Origin of the sequence: Sulfuricella sp., assembly GCA_041651995.1 — a bacterium.
Lineage (GTDB): Bacteria > Pseudomonadota > Gammaproteobacteria > Burkholderiales > Sulfuricellaceae > Sulfurimicrobium.
Window position 1 is genome coordinate 838,288 of the sequence record JBAZID010000001.1, and the last position, 21,332, is coordinate 859,619.

Genomic DNA, 21,332 nt, shown 5'->3' on the forward strand with positions numbered 1-21,332 from the left:
GGCACTTCAACCCCCCTGAAATGGGTCAAGCAGGCAATCCGCGTAGCGGATGCTCGCACAAGGGGAGGCTGGGAGGGGTTAGTGCCGAAACTCCGAGTTGGGCACCCGGTTGAGCAGGCTCTCCACCGCTGTGCGCGGCGCCAGCCCCTGGTATAGCACCTGGTATACCGCCCCGGTAATAGGCATTTCCACAGCGTGCTGCTGCGCCAGGTTCAGCACTTCCTGTGCGGTGTTGACACCTTCAGCGACGTGGCCGAGGCCGCCAAGAATGTCTGCCAGCGGCTTCCCCTCTGCCAGTTGCAGGCCGACCTGGCGATTGCGCGACAGGTCCCCGGTGCAGGTCAGGATCAGGTCGCCCATGCCGGCCAGCCCCATGAAGGTTTCCTGGCGCCCGCCGAGCACCAGGCCGAGCCGGGTGATTTCCGCCAGGCCACGCGTAATCAGTGCTGCGCGGGCATTGTGGCCGAACTTCATGCCATCGGAAATACCGGCAGCGATCGCCAGCACGTTCTTGACCGCGCCGCCAAGTTCCACGCCCTTGATGTCCTGGCTGGCATAGACGCGCAAATGGTGGCTATGCAAAGCCAGGGCCGCCTGGCGTGCAAACGACTCGTCCAGCGAGGCCAGTGTCAGGGCAGTAGGCAAGCCCAGCGCCACTTCACGCGCAAAGCTCGGTCCGGACAGCACGCCGCGCGGCGTATCCGGCTTGAGTTCATCCTCCGCCACCTGATGCGGAAGCTTGCAGCTTCCGGCCTCGAATCCCTTGCAGGCCCAGACCACGGGAACGCCCGGCGCCAGCATATCAACCTCGCGCAATAAAGCCCGTAATCCGCTGCTGGGGACGACAGCAAGCACCATCTCGGCGCGCTTGAGCGGCACGGCAAGATCCGATTCGAAACACAATGAAGGGGGAAGCATGACATCAGGCAGATAGCGCGGGTTGTAACGGGATGAGCCCATCTCCGCCACCTGCGCAGCGCTGCGCGCCCACAGGGCCACCTCGTGACGCCCCGCCAGGCTGACCGCCAACGCGGTACCCCATGCGCCTGCGCCGAGCACCGCGATCTTCATGAGCCCCACACCTGCGAAATCCGCACAAAACCGGTCATACCGTCAGGATGTTTCACCTTGAGCCATCCGGCGCCGGTATGGTCGAGCAATTCCAGAACAACATTGCGCTCTGCCTGAAAAACCAGCCCGGCTTGTTCATTCGCGGCCTGGCGGATATCAGCCAGCGGCACAATAACCAGCAGCATGCGCTTGCTGCCGAGAAGTTTTTTTTCAATCCACGCCAGATCTCCGGCGGCATCGCGCACCTTGGCAAAATGCTCCAGGCTGACGATCACTTCGACAGGATAGTAACGGCTGGCAAGATAGAGTTTCTTGCCATGCAGGGAAGGGGAGTCGTACATCACTGCCCGGTCACTGAGAACGGAGCGATACTCAAGCGCCCAGGCGGCGGAAGAGAAAAAAACCGCCAGCAGTAACAATCCCGTCCTGTGCCAGCGGTTCATTTCATTGCTCCCGTTTTAATGCGTGGTTGCAGCTTGATTCTGACTCGCCTGCATTTGCTTTTGCTGGTGGTAAATCGATTCGAAATTCATTGGTTGCAGTACGACAGGCGGAAAACCTGCGCGCGTCACCATGTCGGAAACCGCTTCGCGAACGTAGGGGTAAATAATATTGGGGCAGGCAATGCCCAGCAGCGGCTCGATATCTTCCTGTGGCACGTTGCTGATGCGGAAAATGCCAGCCTGTGCGGCTTCCACCAGAAATACGGTCTTGTCACCCTCTTCCAGCTTCGAGGTCACGGTAACCGTGAGCACGGCTTCATAGACATCCTCGCCCAATTGTTCTGCCTTGGTATGGAATTCGACATTGATTGCCGGTGTTCCCTGCTCCAGGAAAATCTGGGGCGCATTGGGGATTTCAAGCGAAAGATCCTTGACATAGATTTTTTCGATGCTAAAAACTACCTTTTCCTGCGCTTCACTCATGTCGCTCATGGGGAAAACCTCTGAAAAATTGGGAATTGTAACGCGAAGCAGCGCCCAGCGGGGGCCCGCCGGGCCTGTTTTAGTGGCGCAGCAACCAGTTTTTTAGCTTGCCCGCATCCATCGCGCCAGCAACCCGGTCCACCTCGGCCCCATTCCTGAACACCGCCAGGGTGGGAATGCTGCGGATGGCGAACTGTTGTGCCAGTGCCTGTTCCGCTTCGGTGTTGACCTTGACGAAACGGAAACGCGCCTTGAACTCGGCGGCAACCTGGCTGAATACCGGGGCCATCATCTTGCAAGGTCCGCACCACGGCGCCCAGAAATCCACCACCAGCGGCATTTCACTCTTGGCCACGAAGCGGCCAAAGTTCGCAGCGGTCAATTCAAGCGGCTTGCCATCCAGCAGCGGCGCCGCGCACTTGCCGCATTTCGGATTCTGGCCCAGGCGCTCTTCCGGCACGCGGTTGATTGCCTGGCAAGCAGGGCAGACGAGGTTCATCTGGTACTCCATTGAAGCTTGAAAAACAATTTATAACCACGGAGAACACGGAGGACATCTGGCATTGCTTTTCTTCGTGCCCTCCGTGTTCTCCGTGGTTAACCGCTTTTGTGGTTACTTCGCCAGCAGCGGGTCCAGCTTGCCTTCCGCATCAAGCGCGGAAAGGTCGTCAAAACCGCCGACATGGAAATCGCCGATAAAGATCTGTGGAACGGTGCGCCGCCCGGTTCTTTCCATCATTTCCGCCTTGCGGCCTTCCTCAAGATCGATGCGGATCTTGTTGATTTCTGTCACGCCTTTCTTTTGCAACAGCTTCTCCGCCATGGTGCAATAGGGGCACGTACCGGTGCTGTACATGGTTATGTTGGGCATTTCTTTTCCTTGTAATAAAAACTCGCGTCGCGAGACCGCCCCCCTCCGGGAGAGGGCCAGGAGAGAGGGAACAAGCTATTTCCGTTCAACCGGCATATTGGCCTGCTGCCAGGCCGAAATGCCGCCACTCAGATTATAAACCTGCTCGAAACCGTTTTTGCGCAGCATGCGGCAACCATGGCCGGAACGCGCCCCGCTGCGGCAGATGGCGATGATTGGCTTGTTTTTGAATTTTTCCAGTTCCTGAATGCGCCCCGAAAGCTGACCCAGCGGGATGTGTTTGGAATTCGGCGCGTGCCCGCTGGCAAACTCCCGATCTTCCCGCACATCGAGAATCAATGCATCGTGATGGTTGATGAGCTGGGTCGCTTCCATCGCGCCGACTTCCTTGATGCCGGAAATGCGCCGGTTGATCATGGGCCAGAACAGCATCATGCCGCTGATAATGACCAGGGCCACCAGGCCCAGATTGTTCTGAATGAATTGCACTGCCTGAAACTCCTAAAAATATGAAAATCGCTTAACCACGGAGCACACGGAGCACACTGAGAAAATCAGTTTTTCCTCCGTGATCTCCGTGCCCTCCGTGGTTCAATGGGTTTGGTTTTCCAGCTTGCGGTACATCGCCGCATAATACAGCACCGGGATCACCACCAGCGTCAGCAAGGTGGAGACGAAGATACCAAAAATCAAGGAAATTGCCAGCCCGTTGAAAATCGGGTCGTCGAGAATGAACAGCGCGCCCAGCATGGCCGCCAGCCCCGTCAGCACGATCGGCTTGGCGCGCGTGGCGGCGGAGTTGATGACCGCCTCCTGGAATGCCATGCCTTCGGCCACCTGCATGTTGATGAAATCCACCAGCAGAATGGAGTTGCGCACGATAATTCCGGCCAGGGCGATCATGCCGATCATCGAGGTCGCGGTGAACTGCGAGCCGAGCAGGGCATGGCCGGGCATCACGCCGATGATGGTGAGCGGAATCGGCGCCATGATGATGAGCGGCACCAGGTAGGACCTGAACTGCGCCACCACCAGCAGATAGATCAGGACCAGACCCACTGCGTAAGCGATGCCCATGTCGCGGAAGGTTTCATAGGTGACCTGCCATTCGCCATCCCACTTCAAGGCATATTCCGCATAGGGGTCATCCGGCTGGCTGATGAAATAGTCGCCCAGGGTACCGCTCTGGGCCAGCTTCACCCCATTGGTCAGGGTGCGGATGTCGAACATGCCGTAGAGCGGGCTGTCGAGCTTGCCGGCCATATCGCCGAAAACATAAACCACCGGCAGCAGGTCCTTGTGGTAAATGGTTTTCTCCGCGATGCCGGAGGATACTTCAACCAGCTCGGATAGCGGGACCAGGGTGCCATCGCGAGCACGGACCGTCAATTTGAGCAATTCATCCAGGTTGTTCAGGCGTTCCGGCGCAAGGGTCACGCGTACCGGGATTTCATATTTGGTTTCACCGGTGTGCACCGGGGTGACATCCTCCCCGGTCAGGCCCATTTTCATGACCGCCACGATGTCTTTCTGCGCCACGCCCATCAGCGCCGCCTTGCCCTGCAGCACGTGCAATACCAGCTTGCGCGACACTTCCTCGATGCTGTCGTCAATGGCGACGATATCCGGCGTCCGGGCGAAGGCCATTCCCACCGTCTTCGCCACTTCCATCTGGCCTTCATAATCCGGCCCATAAATTTCCGCCACGATCGGCGACATCACCGGCGGACCCGGCGGCACCTCGACCACCTTTACATTGGCCTGGTATTTTCCGGCAATTTTTTCGATCGGCAGCCGTACCGCCTGGGCGATTTCATGGCTCTTGCGCTCGCGTAGATGCTTGTCCGTCAGGTTGACCTGGATGTCGCCCATTTCCGGGCTGGCGCGCAAATAATACTGGCGCACCAGGCCATTGAAATTGATCGGTGCCGTCGTGCCGGCATAGGCCTCGTAATCGGTGACTTCCGGCACGGTAGCCAGATACTGGCCAATTTCACGCATGGCGCGCGCGGTCTGCTCCAGCGGCGTGCCCACCGGCATGTCCACCACCACCTGGAATTCCGATTTGTTGTCGAAAGGCAGCATTTTCAGCACCACCAGCTTCACCACCGCCAGCAGCAAGGCCACGACGATCATGCCCAGCACCACCAGCCATAATTTGGTGCGATTTTTGCCGCCCTGTTCTCTGCGCAGGAAGGGGGTCAGCCAACGCTGAAAGAAGCTCTGCAAGCGCGATTCCGCGCCCAGCTCGCCATGGCTGGGCGCATCGTGCTTGTGGCTCAGCAGCTTGAGCGCGAGCCAGGGAGTAATGATGAAAGCGATGGCCAGCGAGATCACCATGCCGATGCTGGCATTGATGGGGATCGGGCTCATGTAGGGCCCCATCAGGCCGGAAACGAAAGCCATGGGCAACAAAGCGGCGATCACGGTAAAGGTCGCCAGGATGGTGGGGCCGCCCACCTCGTCCACGGCTTCCGGAATGACCTGGGCCAGGGACTTGTGCGGCTCCAGCTCGCGCCGGCGATGGATGTTTTCCACCACCACGATGGCGTCATCCACCAGGATCCCGATGGAGAAAATCAGCGCGAACAGCGAGACCCGGTTGAGGGTGAAGCCCCACGCCCAGGAGGCGAACAGGGTCGCGGCCAGGGTCAGCATGACCGCCACGCCGACGATCAGTGCTTCCCGTTTGCCCAGCGCGAATAACACCAGCAGCACCACGAATGCGGTGGCAAAAATCAGCTTGCCGATCAACTTCATCGCCTTGTCGTTGGCGGTCGCCCCGTAGTTGCGCGTCACCGTGGCGGTCACCCCGTCCGGGATCACGCTGCCGTGCAGCTGCTCGATGCGCTGGATAAGCCGGTTAGCCACCTCCACGGCGTTCTCGCCCGGCTTCTTGGAAATTGCCAGCGTCACCGCTGGAAACTCCCCTTGCTGGCCAATGCCCTGATGCTTGGCCGCCGGCCCGGTGCCGAGCCAGACATAACGCCCCGGCTGATCCGGCCCATCGACCACCTGGGCCACATCGCTCATGAATACCGGGCGCCCGTCCTGCACGCCCACCACCAGTTGCTGCACGTCTGCCGCGGAGGAAAGGAAAGTACCGGTTTGCACCAGAATTTCCTGGTTATTGTCCACCAGTTTGCCGGAGGGCTGAGAGGCGTTGCTCAGCTGCAACGCATCGCGGATATCCTGGGCTGAAACCTGGTGCGACTTCATGCGCTCCACATCCATCAGTACCCGTACCACATGCCGGGGCCCGCCGGTGGTATTTACCTCGCGCGTTCCCTTGACGCGCTTCAGCTCGATCTCGGCTGCATGCGCAATCTGCTCCAGTTCATATTCGCCGCGCTCCGGATCGGCCGTCCACAGGGTCAGGGCAACGATGGGAACGTCATCAATCCCCACCGGCTTGACCACGGGTTCAAGCACACCCAGGTTGGGAGAAATCCAGTCGCGCTTGGATTGCACCGTGTCGTACAGGCGCACCAGGGCCTGAATGCGGTCCTCCCCCACCTTGTACTGCACGGTAAGAATGGCCATGCCGGGGCGCGAGACGGAATAGATATGCTCGACGCCGGAAATCTGCGACAACACCTGCTCGGCCGGTGTCGCGACCAGGTTCTCCACATCTTTGGCCGAAGCGCCGGGGAAGGGGATGAATACATTGGCCATGGTGACATTGATCTGCGGCTCTTCCTCGCGCGGCGTGACCAGCACCGCGAACAGGCCGAGCAGGAAGGCGATGAGCGCAATCAGCGGCGTCATCTGCGAGGTCAGAAAAAACCTGGCGGTCCGTCCGGAAATGCCCATTTTTTCGGGTGAGGCGCCGGGTGCCGACACGCCTTTCTCCTCACTCCTCACTCCTTACTCCTCCCCGCTTTCAAGGCCATTCCTGCCTTGACCGGCTCCAGCGCGACCTGCTCGCCCGGCACCAGGCCGGAGAGGATTTCCACTTCGCCCTGCCCAACCGGCTCGCCGAGTCGAACCTGGCGGAAAAGGATCCGGCCCTCCTTGTCCACCACGTAAACCGCGGTGACTTCGCTGCGGCGTACCACCGCCGGCGCCGGGATCAGCAGCTTCTGCGCCCGCCCGATGGAGAAATGCGCGCGGGCGAACATGCCCGGATAGACGCCTTTCAAATCAGCGGGCAGATCCACCCGGGCGCGCGTGGTATGGGTGCGTGCGTCCGCCACTGGCAGTATCGTGACACGGGTGCCCGCCACCTGCTGTTTCAGTTCTGGAAACTCCACCTGTGCGCGGGATGACTGGCGCACCTGCGCCAGTTTGTACTGTGGGATGCTCGCCACCACGCGCAAGCCTTTAGGAGAAAAAATGGTCACAAGCGCTTTGCCGGGGCTGGCCATTTCGCCCAGTTCCACCTGGCGCGAGGCCACGATTCCGTCGTAGGGCGCAACGATGGTTGCGAACCCTCGCGTCGCCGAGGCCTGCCCGGCTCCCGCCAAAGCCACCTTCAACTGCGCTTCCGCGGACCTGTAATCGGCCAGGGATTTGTCCACAGCCGCCTGGCTGACAAATTTCTGCGCCAGCAATTGCTTGCTGCGTTCATACGCGAGACGGACATTCTGGAGATTGGCCTGGGCCTGGGCCACCTGAGCTTCGCTGCCTGCTACCGCCTGGCGCACTTCGCTCTCGTCAATGCGCACCAGCACCTGGCCTTTCCTGACCGCATCGCCGGCATCGAAGGCCACCTCAACCACACGGCCTGACACCTGGGCAGCCAATGTGGCCTGATTGACGGCTTCCACGACGGCTTCGGCGGCGTAAATCTGGTCAACTTCACGATACTGGACCGGCGCCGTGGCAAAAGGCAGGGCGGCTCCGGCAGAAGGAACAAGGAAAAGCGCCCCAAGAAGCGCAAGAGAGGGTTTCAGCACAGCACAGACTCCGCGTGTAGGCAATGGCTACAAGATAATGACAGGCAGAACAGATTACAAGCCGACAAAAGCCTTATGGCGCATAGGCCCGGCAGGGCAGGGGGCTACTTGGTAAAGCCGCAGAAAACATCCCGCATCATGCTGATCAGCTTGAGGGTGCGCGTATCTCCAACCCGGTAGTAAACGCGGTTGGCATCCTTGCGCGTGCGCAGCACGCCCTTGTCGCGCAAAATGGCCAGATGCTGGGAAATATTGCTTTGCGAGGTGCCAACACTGTCGACGATCTCCTGCACACTGATTTCACGGTCGCCCAGCACGCACAGAATCTTCAGCCGCAACGGGTGGGACATTGCCTTCATCGCCCGTGAAGCCTGCTCGATATGCTCGTCTTTATCTATCAGTCCGACGTGATCAAAATTCAACATGAAAATATCATCGCTTCACTTCGCAGGAAATTTTAGAACAAGTTTAATGCGTACATTATTAAAACATAATAAAATGATACATGAATTGTATTAACGATCGATAAATAAAGTCTATATCCGTTATGAAGGTTACTCCCGTTTTACTGATGATCCTTGATGGCTTCGGCTGCCGTGAGGCCGGGCCGGACAATGCCGTTGCACTGGCAAACAAACCCAACTGGGACAAATTCTGGGCCGCCTATCCTCATACCCGGATTCATGCCTCCGAGGCTGCCGTGGGTCTGCCGGCGGGCCAGATGGGCAATTCCGAGGTGGGCCATCTCAACCTGGGCGCCGGCCGGGTGGTCTATCAGGAAATTTCGCGCATCAACATGGCGATCAAGAGCGGCTCGTTTTTTACCAATCACGAACTTACCGCCACGGTTGACGCAATCAAAAAGAACGACGGTGCACTGCATATTTTCGGGTTGCTCTCGGATGGTGGCGTGCATAGCCACGAAATCCACATCCAGGCCATGCTGGAAATGGGTGTCCGCGCCGGAATCAGGGAAATTTACGTCCACGCCTTTCTGGATGGCCGCGACACACCGCCCAGGAGCGCGGAAACCTACCTGCAACATCTCCAGGACAAAATCGGCCAGCTCGGTAGCGGCAGGATCGCCACCATCGTGGGCCGCTACTACGCCATGGACCGCGATCACCGCTGGGTGCGCGTCAAGACCGCATACGACCTGCTCACCCAGGGCATTGCCGAATTTCACGCCAGCACCGCAATCGAGGGCCTGCACAACGCCTACGCACGCGACGAAAATGACGAATTCGTCAAAGCCACGGTAATTGGCGAGCCGGTAAAAATGAAGGATGGCGACGGCGTGGTGTTCATGAACTTCCGTTCCGACCGCGCCCGTGAGCTGACCCGCACCCTGATCGATCCGGGTTTCGATGCTTTTGAGCGCGAGTATGTGCCCAAGCTTAGCGCCTATTGCACCCTGACCGCCTACAGCGCGGATTTTGATGTTGCAGTGGCATTTCCCCAGGAACGCATCAAGAACGGCCTGGGCGAATATCTCTCGGGCCAGGGTCTGCGCCAGTTGCGTATCGCCGAAACCGAAAAATACGCTCACGTCACGTTCTTTTTCAATGGCGGAGAAGAAACCAGCTACCCGGGAGAAAACCGCATTCTGGTGCCCTCACCGGATGTGCCCACCTACGACCTCAAGCCGGAAATGAGCGCTTATGAGGTAACGGAGAAACTGGTCGAGGCCATTCAGAGCCGCCAGTACGATGCGATTATCTGCAACTTTGCCAACCCCGACATGGTCGGCCACACCGGCAATCTGCAGGCCGCGATCAAGGCGATCGAAACCATCGACAACTGTATCGGAAAGATTGTCCCGGCAATGCTGGAAACCGGCGGCGAGGTGCTGATCACCGCCGACCATGGCAATGCCGAAAAGATGTTCGATGAAGGCACGCAGGATTTCCACACTGCCCATACGCTCAATCTGGTGCCATTCGTCTACATTGGCCGGCCGGCGCAAATCGCGGACACTGGCGCACTGGAAGATGTCGCCCCGACGTTGCTGAAAATGATGGGCCTGCCCCAGCCACGGGAGATGCGGGGGCATCCATTAGTCACGTTCGAGTGATTCCTGGCCTCAGGAAAACCATCAGAGCCGGCATTCTGGCACTGGCCTGCCTGGGCACACACACTTCTGCCGCACCCAAACCCGAGTTGCAGGAACTTCGCGGGCGCATCGAGTCGCTGCAAAAGGCGCTCGATAGCAAGGAAGATGCGAAAGCCGATGCCGCGGATGAACTTAAAACTTCGGAACAGGCCATCAGCGAAATCAACAGCGCGCTACGCGACCTGGCCCGGCAGCAGCAAGCCACCCAGTCCACCCTGAAATCGCTCGAGCAGGAAAAAACCGCTCTGGACAAACGCATCGGCGCCGAACAGACGATGCTGGGCCGCCTTCTTTACCAGCAATACCGCTCCGGCCAGCAGGACCAGCTCAAGATCCTGCTCAATCAGGAGAACCCCGGCCAGGCCGCGCGCCAACTTCGCTATTACACTTATCTTGCCCGCGCCCGCAACGAACTGCTCGAAAAATTGCGCGGCAACCTCGAAAAATTGCACCGCCTGACTCACGAAACCGAAACCAAACAGGCCGAACTTTTACAAATCCGGAGCGAACAGGACAAGCAGCGGGGAAAACTGCTCGCGCAGCAGGAAATGAAAAAAAAGCTGGTCACCCAGCTTGCGAAGCAGATCGGGCAACAACGCAGCGAGCTGTCGCGACTGCAACTTAACGAGAAGAAACTGACCCAGCTCATTGAACGCCTGGCCAAACAACAGCGGGCAACAAGCAGGAAAACAGAGCGCCCTTCCTCCGCTGCCCGCAACTCGGCCGTGCCGGACGCTTCTTATGCCGGAACATCATTTCCGCAGTTGAAGGGAAAACTGCTGCTGCCGGTGCGAGGGGAACTCACGGGGCGCTTTGGCACTCCACGACAGGATAGCGGCTCGCCCTGGCGCGGCCTGTTCATTCGCACCGCCGCGGCGCAGGAAGTGCATGCCATTGCCAGCGGCCGGGTAGTGTTCTCGGACTGGCTGCGCGGCTTCGGCAACCTGCTTATCGTCGACCATGGCAGCGGCTACATGAGCCTGTATGGTAACAATGAATCCCTGTTCAAACGGACAGGTGAAGACATCCGTGCCGGCGACGTGATCGCCAGCACGGGAAACAGCGGCGGCAACCCGGAAACCGGTTTATACTTCGAAATTCGCCACCAGAGCAGACCTTTTAACCCTCTGGAATGGTGCAAAATCAGCTAAGTGTAGTGTTGAACACTACACCAGGAAATCAGATGCAAATGGAGAAAAGCATGCGCGGCAAACTGCAAAAATTCGGACTCGTCGCCATGGGCGCCCTGCTCGGTGTGATGCTCAGCCTGAATTATTCCGCCGTGGCTGACAAACCTCAGGCAACGCCGCTACCCGTTGAGGAATTGCGCGCCTTTGCCGAAATATTCGGCAAGATCAAATCCGATTATGTGGAGCCGGTTGAGGACAAGAAACTCATCACCGAAGCCATCAATGGCATGCTTTCCGGCCTCGATCCTCATTCTGCCTACCTCGACCTGGACGCCTTCAAGGATCTCCAGGTCGGCACCCAGGGCGAATTCGGCGGCCTGGGTATCGAAGTCGGCATGGAAGACGGCTTCGTCAAGGTGGTTTCGCCGATCGAAGACACGCCGGCCTATCATGCCGGACTCAAGAGCGGCGACCTGATCATCAAGCTGGACGACACCCCGGTCAAGGGCATGACGCTCAACGACGCAGTCAAGCGCATGCGCGGAAAACCCAGCACCCAGATCATCCTGACCGTGATGCGCAAGGGCGAAAACAAGCCGCTGACCTTCACCCTCACCCGCGCCATCATCAAGATCAAGAGTGTGAAATTCAAGCTGCTCGAGACGGGTTATGGTTATGTGCGCGTCACCCAGTTCCAGGAACACACCGGAGAGAATCTGGCCAAGGCGCTGGATGAACTCTACAAACAGAACAAGGAATCCCTCAAGGGACTCATTCTCGACCTGCGCAACGATCCCGGCGGCCTGCTGAATGGCGCAGTTGGGGTCTCCGCGGCCTTCCTGCCGGAAAACGCGCTGGTGGTCTATACCGAGGGCCGCACCGAAGATGCCAAGATGAAGCTCACCGCCAGCAAGGAAAATTATCTGCGCGGCGCCAAGGAAGGCGATTACCTCAAAAACCTGCCGGCCGGAGTGAAAGACGTCCCGATGGTAGTGCTGATCAACGGCGGCTCGGCTTCCGCTTCGGAAATCGTTGCCGGCGCCCTGCAGGATCACAAGCGCGCCATCATCATCGGCACCCAGTCCTTTGGCAAGGGTTCGGTGCAAACCGTGCTGCCGCTGGGCAACGGCACTGCGATCAAACTCACGACCGCGCGTTACTACACCCCCAATGGCCGCTCCATCCAGGCCAAGGGCATCACCCCCGACATCGTGGCGGAAGAAGCCACGGTAAACGGGGTGGACAAGGATGCCGCATTCAATCTGCGTGAAGCGGATCTCGAACGCCATCTGGCCAACGGCCAGGAAGGCAAGAGCGAACATGCTCCAGCCAAGCCGAATGTTCCGAAAAAGGCAACCCTGCCCAAGGCTGAAGAGAAGAGCGATAGCAAGGATACGGAACGCGAAGTGGTCTCGAAAAATGACTACCAGCTGAACCAGGCCGTAAACCTGCTCAAAGGCCTGAATATCCTGAAAAACCGCTAATCTTCAACCCCTCCCCGGCCTCCTAACCCCTCCCCGGCCCTCCCCTTGTCAGGGGAGGGGGGCGCACAGTTCTCCCTGACAAGGAGGGGTTAAGGGGGACAGGGGAGCGGTTAGGAACACCATATGGACGACAACCAGCTCCTGCGCTATAGCCGCCACATCCTGCTGCCCCAGATCGGCGTCGAGGGACAGGAAAAACTGCTTGCCTCCCATGCCCTGATCATCGGCGCAGGAGGATTGGGTTCACCCATCGCGCTGTATCTGGCCGCTGCCGGCGTGGGACATATCACCATCTGCGATGGCGACAGCGTGGATCTCACCAATCTCCAGCGCCAGATCGCCCACTTCACCCACTCCCTCGGCAGCAACAAGGCACTTTCGGCGCAACGCACCCTGGCGGCGATCAATCCCGAAATCCGGGTGACGGCCATACCGCAGCGCGTCGAGGGCGAGGAACTGGCGCATCTGGTCTCCCAGTCCGACGTGGTGGTGGATGCCTGCGACAACTTCGCCACCCGCCACGCCGTCAACCGCGCCTGCGTCAAACACAAGAAGCCGCTGGTCTCCGGCGCGGCCATCCGTTTCGACGGCCAGCTCACGGTATTCGACCTGCGCCGCCCGGACAGCCCCTGCTACCACTGCCTGTTTCCGGAAAGCGCGCAGGAGGAAGGCGAGCGCTGCGCCGTGATGGGCGTATTCGCCCCGCTGGTGGGCATCATTGGCGCAGCGCAGGCGGCGGAAGCGCTCAAGCTGCTGACCGGCATCGGCCAGCCGCTGCTGGGGCGCCTGCAACTGCTCGACGGCCTCTCTATGGAATGGCGCCAGATCCGGCTGAAAAAAGACGCCGCCTGCGCAGTGTGTGGCTCAGTCTGAAACTACTTGAAACCACGGAGAGCACGGAGGACACGGAGAATGGGGATAAGCTGGGATGGCGGCTTATCGTTTAACAGTCGAATACAAAACGCATGTGCAGTCTATTGTTTTTACTCCGTGTTCTCCGTAGTTATCCGGTTTTTTTGATTTAACCCAGCAGTATCTTTTTCTGGGTTTCGAGGAACTCCATCGGCTCGCGCTTGAAGCCGCTCTTGGCAAACTGCTGCCAGCGGCCGACGATAAAGCTCATGATCAGGTTGGCGTGGGCGGCCGGATCAGCCGCCACACCCAGTCCGCCCTGGCTTGCAGCGATGCGCAACGACTGTTTGAGACTGGCTTCAAGCCGGTCATGAACCTGATTGATGCGCGCCTGCAGGCGTTCGTTCTCGTTCACCAGCGCATCTCCGGTCAGCACTCGCGTCATGCCGGGATTTTTCTGCGCAAAGCCGAGCAGCAGGGAAAGCATGGTTTCCAACTGCTTCGCTCCATTCTGCTCCTCGCTGGTGACCTTGTTGATGATGCCGAACAGACTCTGTTCGATGAATTCGATCAGCCCTTCAAACATCTGCGCCTTGCTGGCAAAGTGGCGATACAGCGCCGCCTCTGAAACATCGAGCCTGGCCGCCAGCGCGGCGGTGGTGATCTTTTCCCCCTGCGGCTGTTGCAGCATTTCCGCCAATACCTGCAAGATCTGGAGCTTGCGCTCGCCCGGTTTAGTCGCCATGGTGTTCTCCCTGTGGTTTTCCTAACTTTTTCTGTGCCCGTGGCAGTTCAAGAACGGAGCGCAAACTGATATCCACGCCCGCCACCCTTCTGGAAGCCGATCCGACCAGCACGGTTTTCATGCCAAGCCGTTTCGCGGTCCTGAGATTGCCCAGCGAATCCTCTACCATCACGCAGCGTTGCGGCGACAGGCGCCAGGTGCGAAACAGGCGGTAAAAACCCTGCGGATCCGGTTTGGGGTGATAGTCCGCGCCCTCGATGGAAAACACCCCGGCAAACAGATCGTCGATGCGCAACAGACGCAGCACGGCTTCGGCATAAAAGGCGGGCGCATTGGTATAGACGATCCGCTTTCCGCGCAAGCGCTGCAGGGCAGCCCTCAGCCCGCGTTTGCGCAGCACCATGCGCTCCAGCGCGGGAAACTGGTGGGTATGCCAGAGGAAGTGGTCCGGCCTGGTGCCATGGTGCCGCACCAGTCCTTGCAGGGTTGCCCCATAGCGTTGCCAGTAATGGTCGCGCAAGCGATCGGCTTCCGCCTCGTCCAACGCCAGATGATCCTGCAGGTACTGCGTCATGGCGCGGTTGAGATGCGGGAAGATATGTGGCGAGGCGTTATGCAGGGTATTGTCCAGATCGAACACCCAGGTCAGCCCGCCCCCCGTCATTCTCATGCGTTGGAGCGGATCAGCGTGCCCACCCCTTCGTCGGTGAGGATTTCCAGCAGCAGCGCATGCTCCACCCGCCCGTCGATGATGTGGCTGGTCTTGACGCCATTTTTCACCGCTTCCAGCGCCATGGAAATCTTCGGGATCATGCCGCCGGAGATCGTGCCATCCTCGATCAGCGCGTCCACCTGGGCCGCCGTCAGGCCGGTGAGCAGCTTGCCGCCCTTGTCCAGCACGCCGGTGGTGTTGGTCATGAGAATGAGCTTTTCGGCCCCGAGCGTTTCGGCCAGCTTGCCGGCCACCAGGTCGGCGTTGATGTTGAAAGCCTCACCCATATCCCCGACGCCGATCGGGGCGATCACCGGGATGAAATCCTGGCTGTCCAGCAGGTTCACCAGCGCCGGGTCGATGTGGCTGACTTCGCCCACCAGGCCGATGTCGATCAGCTCCTCGCCGTCGCCCTTGGCCTTGACCAGCAGCTTCTTGGCCCGGATCATGCCGCCGTCGGTGCCGGTCAGGCCCACCGCCTTGCCGCCGTACTGGTTGATGAGGTTGACGATTTCCTTGTTGACCTGGCCGCCGAGCACCATCTCGACGATATCCATGGTTTCTTCATCGGTCACCCGCATGCCCTGTACAAATTCGCCCTGCTTGCCGACACGCTTCAGGAGGTCGTTGATCTGCGGCCCGCCGCCGTGGACCACCACCGGATTGAGGCCGACCAGCTTGAGCAGCACCACGTCCTTGGCGAAGCCGTGCTTCAAGTGCTCCTCGGTCATGGCATTGCCGCCGTACTTGATAACGATGGTCTTGTCCTGGAAGCGGCGGATATAGGGCAGCGCCTCGGAAAGAATATTGGCTTTTTCCTTGGCGGAAGCGGGGGAAAGAGACATGGATGAGCCTTTGCAAGAGTTGACGTTCTGAAGGCTGCCATTTTCCCTCACGCCGGCCCTCTCCTGCAAGCACCGCGACCTTGTAAAAAACAGAACAGGTCTCCATTTATCGGGCATGAGGGCTGAAGTGAGCGCAAACGGAACAAGCGGGCGCAAATTCATGTCGAACTGTTTTAGACGCTCCGGCAACCACAAAGGAGGCAACATGAGCACGCGTAGCCTGCAGCGCATTATCCGCTCGATCCCCGCATCCGACGGGGCCGGCGTAAAACTTCAGCGTAGCCTGGGGCAATCTCCGTTTCAGCGCGTTGACCCGTTCCTGATGCTGGACGAGATATCGTCCGACATTCCCGACGACTACCTTGCCGGTTTCCCCGCTCACCCCCATCGCGGCTTTGAAACCGTCACCTATCTGCTTGAAGGCCATATGCTGCATCAGGATCACCTCGGCAATCGCGGCGATCTCAGGAGCGGCGGCGTGCAGTGGATGACCGCCGGGCGGGGCATCATTCATTCCGAGATTCCGCAGCAGGAGAAAGGGCGCCTGCACGGCTTCCAGCTATGGATCAACCTGCCGGCGGCGGAGAAAATGAAGCCAGCGGCCTACCGCGACATCCAGCCCGGCGAAATTCCCCGCATAGAGCTTGCGGGAGGGGGGCTGGCCAAGGTTATCGCCGGGACGCTGGAAACGGATGGTCAGACGATCCACGGGCCGGTCCAGGGACTCTCCACCGCGCCGCTGTTCCTCGATATCCGCCTGCCTGCTGACGGCACTTTCTCCCATCCCGTGGCGGCCACGCACAGCGCATTCATTTATCCCTACCAGGGCGCGCTGATGGTTGGCGCGGCTGACGCTGCACTACCCCTGCATGCACATGAAGCCGGCGTGCTATCCAGCGGCGAGCGCATCGAAGTCCGGGCGGGCGCCGAGGGGGCCGGGTTTCTCCTGCTTGCCGCAAGCCCCCTGGGGGAACCGATTGTGCAGTGGGGCCCTTTCGTGATGAACACCAGGGAAGAAATCGGACAGGCGATGCGGGATTACGAGAATGACGAACTGGTTTAAACCTAAAAACCTCAGTTCGATAACCACGGAGTTCACGGAGAACACAGAGAAGCGGGGTAGGCAGGGATGGGCGATTTGTCGCCCAACTCGCAAAGGCTGTTTGCGGAAATTTATGACCTCATCCAACAGGTGAATGCCAAATATCATGCTATCTATTGTTTTTACTCCGTGTTCTCCGTGGTTAACTACTTTTTCTAGGTTAAATCGCCAGCAATTCACTACAACACACTGACTGATGGAGACACCCCATGACTGACCTGTTTTCCCCCCTTCGCCTCGGCGCCATCGAGCTGGCCAACCGCGTCGTGATGTCCCCGCTGACGCGTTGCCGGGCCGGCACGGGCAACGTACCGACCGATCTCATGGCCGAGTATTACCGCCAGCGCGCCTCGGCGGGCCTGATCATCACGGAAGCCACCCCGGTTTGCCCCGAGGGCCATGGCTACCCGCGCACGCCCGGGATTTACACGGCGGAGCAGATTGCCGGCTGGAAAAAAGTCACCCAGTCCGTTCATGCCGCGGGCGGCAGGATCGTGATCCAGCTCTGGCATGTGGGCCGCATCTCGCATCCCGATTTGCAGCCCAATGGCGTGCTGCCGGTGGCGCCCTCGGCGCTGCGCCCGGCAGGCCAGGTCTTTACCGGCCAGGAAATGAAGGATTTCGTGACGCCGCGCGCGCTCGAAACCAGCGAGATTCCGGGCCTGATCGCGAACTATGTGCAGGCCGCCAGGAATGCCGTGGAAGCGGGTTTCGACGGCGTTGAAGTGCATGCGGGCAATGGCTACCTGCTTGACCAGTTCCTGCGCTCTTCAAGCAACCAGCGCACCGACGCCTATGGCGGCAGCAAGGAAAATCGCGCCCGCCTGCTGCTGGAGGTGCTGGATGGGGTGTGCGCCGCCATCGGCAGCGAGCGGGTGGGGGTGCGCCTGTCGCCGGTGACGCCGTTCAACGATCTGCACGATGAGCAGCCGCAGGAAACTTTCGAATACGTCACCGGCCAGCTCAACCGCTACAGCCTGGCATTCCTCGACCTGCTGCAGGGCATGGGCGGCGCACCGAAGGAGCAATGGCTGCCCTTCGACTACGAGCGCCTGCGCGCGATCTACAGCGGCAAGCTCATTCTTAACAATGGCTACGACTTCGCCAGTGCCCAGGAGGCAATCACTACCGGCAGCGCCGACGCCATCGCCTTCGGCCGGCTGCTGCTGGCCAACCCGGACCTGGTCGAACGCTTCCGCCGCGGCGCCCCGCTCAACGCGCCGGATTATGAAAAGCTTTATACGGGGGAAGAAAAGGGCTATACCGACTATCCCTTCCTGGCTGGATAGTTACCTTGTGCCTGAAAACAGAAAAGGCGGCCGAGGCCGCCTTTTCTTGTTTCGGCCAGGAACTCAAGATGCCTTGGCTTCTCCTGCCTCATAAACCACAGCCCCCTCGACCAGGGTGTATTTTACCCGCCCCGCCAGTTCCACATTCTGGAATGGCGTGTTCTTGCCCTGGCTTCTGAGCGCGCGCGGCACCACTTTCCAGCACTCCTCGGGGTCAAAGATGCACAGGTCGGCATTGAGTCCCGGCGCCAGCACCCCCTTGTTGAGCGCAAGAACCCTTGCCGGCTCGGTCGTGAGCCGGGCAATCGCCTGGGGCAGCTCAACCCCCATATCCCTTGCCCACTTCAGCGTCAGCGGCAGCAGCAGCTCCAGCCCGGTGACGCCCGCCTCGGATTCGGCGAAGGGCAGCAGCTTGGCATCGTCATCCACCGGCGCGTGATCGGAGCAGATGGCGTCAATCGTGCCGTCCTTCAGGCCTGCGCGCAGCGCATCCCGGTCGCGCAGGCTGCGGAAGGGCGGGATCACATGGCAGTTGGAATCGAAATAGCCGATGTCCATTTCCGAAAGGTGCGCATGGTGCACCCCGATGTCGCAAGTCAGCGGCAGGCCCTGGCGCTTGGCTTCGCGCACCATGTCCACGCCATCGCGGGTGGAAAGACGGCACAGGTGCACCTTGGCGCCGGTTTCCTTCATCAGCAGCAGGATTCTGGCAATCGCGATACTTTCGGCGCAGGCGGGAATCCCCGCCAGGCCCAGGCGGGAGGCCACTTCGCCGTCGTGCGCCACGCCATCGCGGGCGAGGAAGGAATCCTGCGGGCGCAGCCACACGGTAAAGCCGAAAGTCGAGGCATACTGCATGGCGCGCAGCAACACATTGGAATCGGTCAGGGGCGCATCCGCCTGCGAGAAGGCGATGCAGCCGGCATCGTGTAGCTCCGCCATTTCCGTGAGGCGCTGGCCTTCGAGTTTCTGTGTCAATGCTCCAAGGGGGAACACGCGCGCCTGATGCAGGTTCCTGGCGCGATGCCGGAGCATTTCCACCAGCCCCGGCTCATCCAGCGGCGGGTCGGTATCGGGCGGGCACACCAGGCTGGTCACCCCACCGGCCACAGCGGCATGCATTTCCGATTCCAGGGTAGCCATGTACTCGAAGCCGGGTTCGCGCAGGCGCGCGGAAAGGTCGATCAGCCCCGGGCAGATCACCAGTCCGCCGGCTTCAATTACCCGGTTGGCGTGAAAATCATGAGGGGCGTCGCCGATGGCCACCACCTTGCCGGCAGCGATGAAAACATCCCGTTGCGCATCGATGCCGCTTTTGGGGTCGATCAGGCGGCCGCCGCGAATATGAATCTTCATTGTTTGCTCCCCGCCAGAATGCTCATCACCGCCATGCGCACCGCGATGCCGAAGGTCACCTGGGGCAGGATCACCGACTGCCTGCCGTCGGCCACGTCGGAATCGATTTCCACCCCGCGGTTCATCGGGCCGGGATGCATCACGATGGCGTCGGGCCGGGCCAGCGCCAGCTTGTCCTGGGTCAGGCCGTAGGATTTGAAATATTCCTGCGCCGAGGGCAACAGGGCGCCGCGCATGCGCTCGTTCTGTAGCCGCAGCATGATAACCACGTCCACATCCTTCAGGCCCTGGGCCATATCGTGATAGACCTGCACGCCCATGCGCTCTACCTGGGCCGGCAACAACGTCTTGGGTGCGATGACCCGCACTTCCGGCACGCCCAGGGTGGTGAGCGCATGGATCTGGGAACGCGCCACACGCGAGTGCAGCACGTCGCCCACGATGGCTACGCGCAGGTTATGGAACTCCCGCTTGAAGTGACGGATGGTGTACATGTCCAGCAAGCCCTGGGTAGGGTGAGCATGGCGGCCATCGCCCGCATTGACGACATGAATGTGGGGTGAAACATGGCCGGCAATGAAGTGCGCCGCGCCAGACTGGCCATGGCGCACGATGAACATGTCGGCCTGCATCGCTGCAAGATTGTCCACGGTATCCAGTACGGTTTCGCCCTTGGATTGGGACGAGGCATTGATGTTGAGATTGATCACGTCGGCGGACAGCCGCTTGGCGGCAATTTCGAAGGTGGTGCGGGTGCGCGTGCTGGGTTCGAAAAACAGGTTGAAAATCGATTTTCCGCGCAGCAGAGGGATTTTCTTTACTTCCCGCTCCGATACGCTGACAAAGGATTCGGCGGTATCGAGAATATGCCGCAGCATTCCCGCATTCAGACCCTCGATCGTGAGCAGATGCTGCAATTCGCCATGCTGGTTAAGCTGTGGATTACGACTCAGAAAAGCCATGGAACGACTCCGTCAGACGGTTGTTTGGCGCAGGCTGAGCGCAAGCAGCCCCTGCGAATCACGATTCAACTGGATATTCTGGTTTGGCGCCAGTTCCAGCACTGCTGCTGTCACCTGGGCCGCGATCGGCAATTCGCGCCCGCCCCGGTCCACCAGCACAGCCAGGATGATACTTGCCGGACGGCCATAATCGAACAGCTCATTCATCGCGGCACGCACGCTGCGGCCGGTGTAGAGCACGTCATCCACCAGGATGATGTCGCGCCCCGTGACATCAAATGGAATATCCGAGGGCGCCACTTCCGCGTGCAGGCCGGACTGGCTGAAATCATCGCGATAGAAGGATACATCGAGCGTGCCCAGCGGCACTTCCCGGCTCAGCAAGGTATGGATTTTTTCCGCCAGCCAGACGCCACCGGTGTGCATGCCCACCAGCACGCTATTTGCGCCCAGATAGGGCTCAAGCTGCTGCGCCATGGTTTGTACCAGTTTCTCGGCATCAGGTAGTTGCATGTTTTTTTTCATCCAGATAAGACTGCAAGATTTGCTGCGCGGCGACCTGATCCAGCATTTCCTTCTGCCGCCGGCCGGTAATACCCATCTCGCGCAGATCCTGGCTGGCGCTTTCGGAAGTCAGGCGCTCGTCCACCAGCGCCACCGGCAGGCCGAAGCGCCCTTCAAGTTGCCGTGAGAACTTGCGGCAGCGCAGGGTCATGTCATGCTCGCTGCCATCAAGATGAAATGGCAACCCGACTACCAGCACCCCCGGCTGCCACTCCTGAATCAGCGCCGCAATCCCGCCAAATTTCTGCTCGTTGCTCTCGCCGTGCAGGGTTTCCAGTGGATGGGCCACGCCTATCATCACATCCCCCACCGCCACGCCGATGCGCTTGAGGCCGAAATCGAAGCCCAGCACGGTTGTTTGGTGAGGGGTGAGGGGTGAGGGGTGAGGGGTAAAAATCGCAATCACCGGACT

22 protein-coding genes are annotated in these 21,332 nt (G+C 59.8%); 6 read left to right on the forward strand and 16 right to left on the reverse strand.

All coding sequences use genetic code 11. The annotated features are described in order from the left end of the window. Positions 1-78: 78 nt before the first annotated feature. From WC392_04025 to WC392_04065, 9 genes are all read right to left on the reverse strand, one after another. Complete coding sequence (locus WC392_04025) at positions 79-1,071, reverse strand: NAD(P)H-dependent glycerol-3-phosphate dehydrogenase (GenBank protein ID MFA5241528.1); 993 nt, start codon at positions 1,069-1,071, stop codon at positions 79-81. Next, entirely contained in the window at positions 1,068-1,514 is a 447-nt protein-coding gene (locus WC392_04030) for an SH3 domain-containing protein (protein MFA5241529.1), read from the reverse strand. Before WC392_04030 ends, WC392_04025 begins: the two co-directional genes overlap by 4 nt. Before the next feature lie 15 nt (positions 1,515-1,529). Beyond that, the gene (gene secB, locus WC392_04035; GenBank protein MFA5241530.1) at positions 1,530-1,997 is read right to left on the reverse strand and encodes a protein-export chaperone SecB; all 468 of its coding nucleotides are present in this window, start codon (positions 1,995-1,997) and stop codon (positions 1,530-1,532) included. A gap of 79 nt (positions 1,998-2,076) precedes the next feature. After that, entirely contained in the window at positions 2,077-2,508 is a 432-nt protein-coding gene (gene trxC, locus WC392_04040) for a thioredoxin TrxC (GenBank protein ID MFA5241531.1), read from the reverse strand. 102 nt (positions 2,509-2,610) lie between these two features. Continuing rightward, positions 2,611-2,868, reverse strand: a complete 258-nt coding sequence (gene grxC / locus WC392_04045) for a glutaredoxin 3 (protein ID MFA5241532.1) — start codon at positions 2,866-2,868, stop codon at positions 2,611-2,613. Positions 2,869-2,943: 75 nt separating this feature from the next. After that, positions 2,944-3,357, reverse strand: a complete 414-nt coding sequence (locus tag WC392_04050; protein ID MFA5241533.1) for a rhodanese-like domain-containing protein — start codon at positions 3,355-3,357, stop codon at positions 2,944-2,946. Between the two features lie 102 nt (positions 3,358-3,459). Beyond that, positions 3,460-6,681, reverse strand: coding sequence for an efflux RND transporter permease subunit (locus WC392_04055; GenBank protein ID MFA5241534.1), 3,222 nt, complete (start codon positions 6,679-6,681; stop codon positions 3,460-3,462). 47 nt (positions 6,682-6,728) lie between these two features. Next, entirely contained in the window at positions 6,729-7,766 is a 1,038-nt protein-coding gene (locus tag WC392_04060; protein ID MFA5241535.1) for an efflux RND transporter periplasmic adaptor subunit, read from the reverse strand. Between the two features lie 104 nt (positions 7,767-7,870). Beyond that, positions 7,871-8,191 carry a metalloregulator ArsR/SmtB family transcription factor gene (locus tag WC392_04065; protein MFA5241536.1) on the reverse strand — a complete coding sequence of 107 codons (321 nt, stop codon included), beginning with the start codon at positions 8,189-8,191 and terminating at the stop codon, positions 7,871-7,873. A 122-nt stretch (positions 8,192-8,313) separates the two neighbouring features. On the opposite strand from WC392_04065, the gene gpmI reads away from it, so the two are divergent. From gpmI to moeB, 4 genes are all read left to right on the forward strand, one after another. Then, a complete protein-coding gene (gene gpmI, locus WC392_04070) occupies positions 8,314-9,840 on the forward strand; it encodes a 2,3-bisphosphoglycerate-independent phosphoglycerate mutase (protein ID MFA5241537.1) in 1,527 nt (508 codons plus the stop codon). Further along, positions 9,837-11,030: a peptidoglycan DD-metalloendopeptidase family protein gene (locus WC392_04075; protein ID MFA5241538.1), complete on the forward strand. Its 1,194-nt coding sequence runs from the start codon at positions 9,837-9,839 to the stop codon at positions 11,028-11,030. Before gpmI ends, WC392_04075 begins: the two co-directional genes overlap by 4 nt. 50 nt (positions 11,031-11,080) lie before the next feature. Continuing rightward, entirely contained in the window at positions 11,081-12,493 is a 1,413-nt protein-coding gene (locus tag WC392_04080) for a S41 family peptidase (GenBank protein MFA5241539.1), read from the forward strand. 123 nt (positions 12,494-12,616) lie between these two features. Next, a complete protein-coding gene (gene moeB / locus WC392_04085; protein MFA5241540.1) occupies positions 12,617-13,366 on the forward strand; it encodes a molybdopterin-synthase adenylyltransferase MoeB in 750 nt (249 codons plus the stop codon). 148 nt (positions 13,367-13,514) lie between these two features. Here moeB and slmA read toward each other — a convergent pair whose 3' ends face one another. Genes slmA through argB form a run of 3 tightly spaced genes read right to left on the reverse strand, consistent with a single transcriptional unit; the run spans position 13,515 to position 15,647 of the window. Continuing rightward, the gene (gene slmA / locus WC392_04090) at positions 13,515-14,090 is read right to left on the reverse strand and encodes a nucleoid occlusion factor SlmA (GenBank protein MFA5241541.1); all 576 of its coding nucleotides are present in this window, start codon (positions 14,088-14,090) and stop codon (positions 13,515-13,517) included. Then, positions 14,080-14,760 (reverse strand): pyrimidine 5'-nucleotidase, encoded by a 681-nt coding sequence (locus WC392_04095; GenBank protein MFA5241542.1) that lies wholly within the window; start codon positions 14,758-14,760, stop codon positions 14,080-14,082. Before WC392_04095 ends, slmA begins: the two co-directional genes overlap by 11 nt. Continuing rightward, positions 14,757-15,647, reverse strand: a complete 891-nt coding sequence (gene argB / locus WC392_04100; protein ID MFA5241543.1) for an acetylglutamate kinase — start codon at positions 15,645-15,647, stop codon at positions 14,757-14,759. The genes WC392_04095 and argB overlap by 4 nt, the downstream gene beginning before the upstream one ends. Positions 15,648-15,852: 205 nt before the next feature. Between argB and WC392_04105 the strand changes: the two genes are divergently transcribed. Both WC392_04105 and WC392_04110 read left to right on the forward strand, forming a co-directional pair. Then, on the forward strand, positions 15,853-16,710 hold the full coding sequence (locus WC392_04105; GenBank protein ID MFA5241544.1) for a pirin family protein: 858 nt from the start codon (positions 15,853-15,855) through the stop codon (positions 16,708-16,710). A 248-nt stretch (positions 16,711-16,958) separates the two neighbouring features. Continuing rightward, a complete protein-coding gene (locus tag WC392_04110) occupies positions 16,959-18,038 on the forward strand; it encodes an alkene reductase (GenBank protein MFA5241545.1) in 1,080 nt (359 codons plus the stop codon). Between the two features lie 63 nt (positions 18,039-18,101). Here WC392_04110 and WC392_04115 read toward each other — a convergent pair whose 3' ends face one another. From WC392_04115 to ruvX, 4 genes are read right to left on the reverse strand one after another with little or no spacing between them, the layout of a single operon-like run. Then, positions 18,102-19,394, reverse strand: a complete 1,293-nt coding sequence (locus WC392_04115; GenBank protein ID MFA5241546.1) for a dihydroorotase — start codon at positions 19,392-19,394, stop codon at positions 18,102-18,104. Further along, positions 19,391-20,356, reverse strand: a complete 966-nt coding sequence (locus tag WC392_04120; GenBank protein ID MFA5241547.1) for an aspartate carbamoyltransferase catalytic subunit — start codon at positions 20,354-20,356, stop codon at positions 19,391-19,393. Before WC392_04120 ends, WC392_04115 begins: the two co-directional genes overlap by 4 nt. Positions 20,357-20,368: 12 nt before the next feature. After that, the gene (pyrR, locus tag WC392_04125) at positions 20,369-20,869 is read right to left on the reverse strand and encodes a bifunctional pyr operon transcriptional regulator/uracil phosphoribosyltransferase PyrR (protein ID MFA5241548.1); all 501 of its coding nucleotides are present in this window, start codon (positions 20,867-20,869) and stop codon (positions 20,369-20,371) included. Further along, the gene (ruvX, locus tag WC392_04130) at positions 20,856-21,326 is read right to left on the reverse strand and encodes a Holliday junction resolvase RuvX (GenBank protein ID MFA5241549.1); all 471 of its coding nucleotides are present in this window, start codon (positions 21,324-21,326) and stop codon (positions 20,856-20,858) included. Before ruvX ends, pyrR begins: the two co-directional genes overlap by 14 nt. Positions 21,327-21,332: the final 6 nt, after the last annotated feature.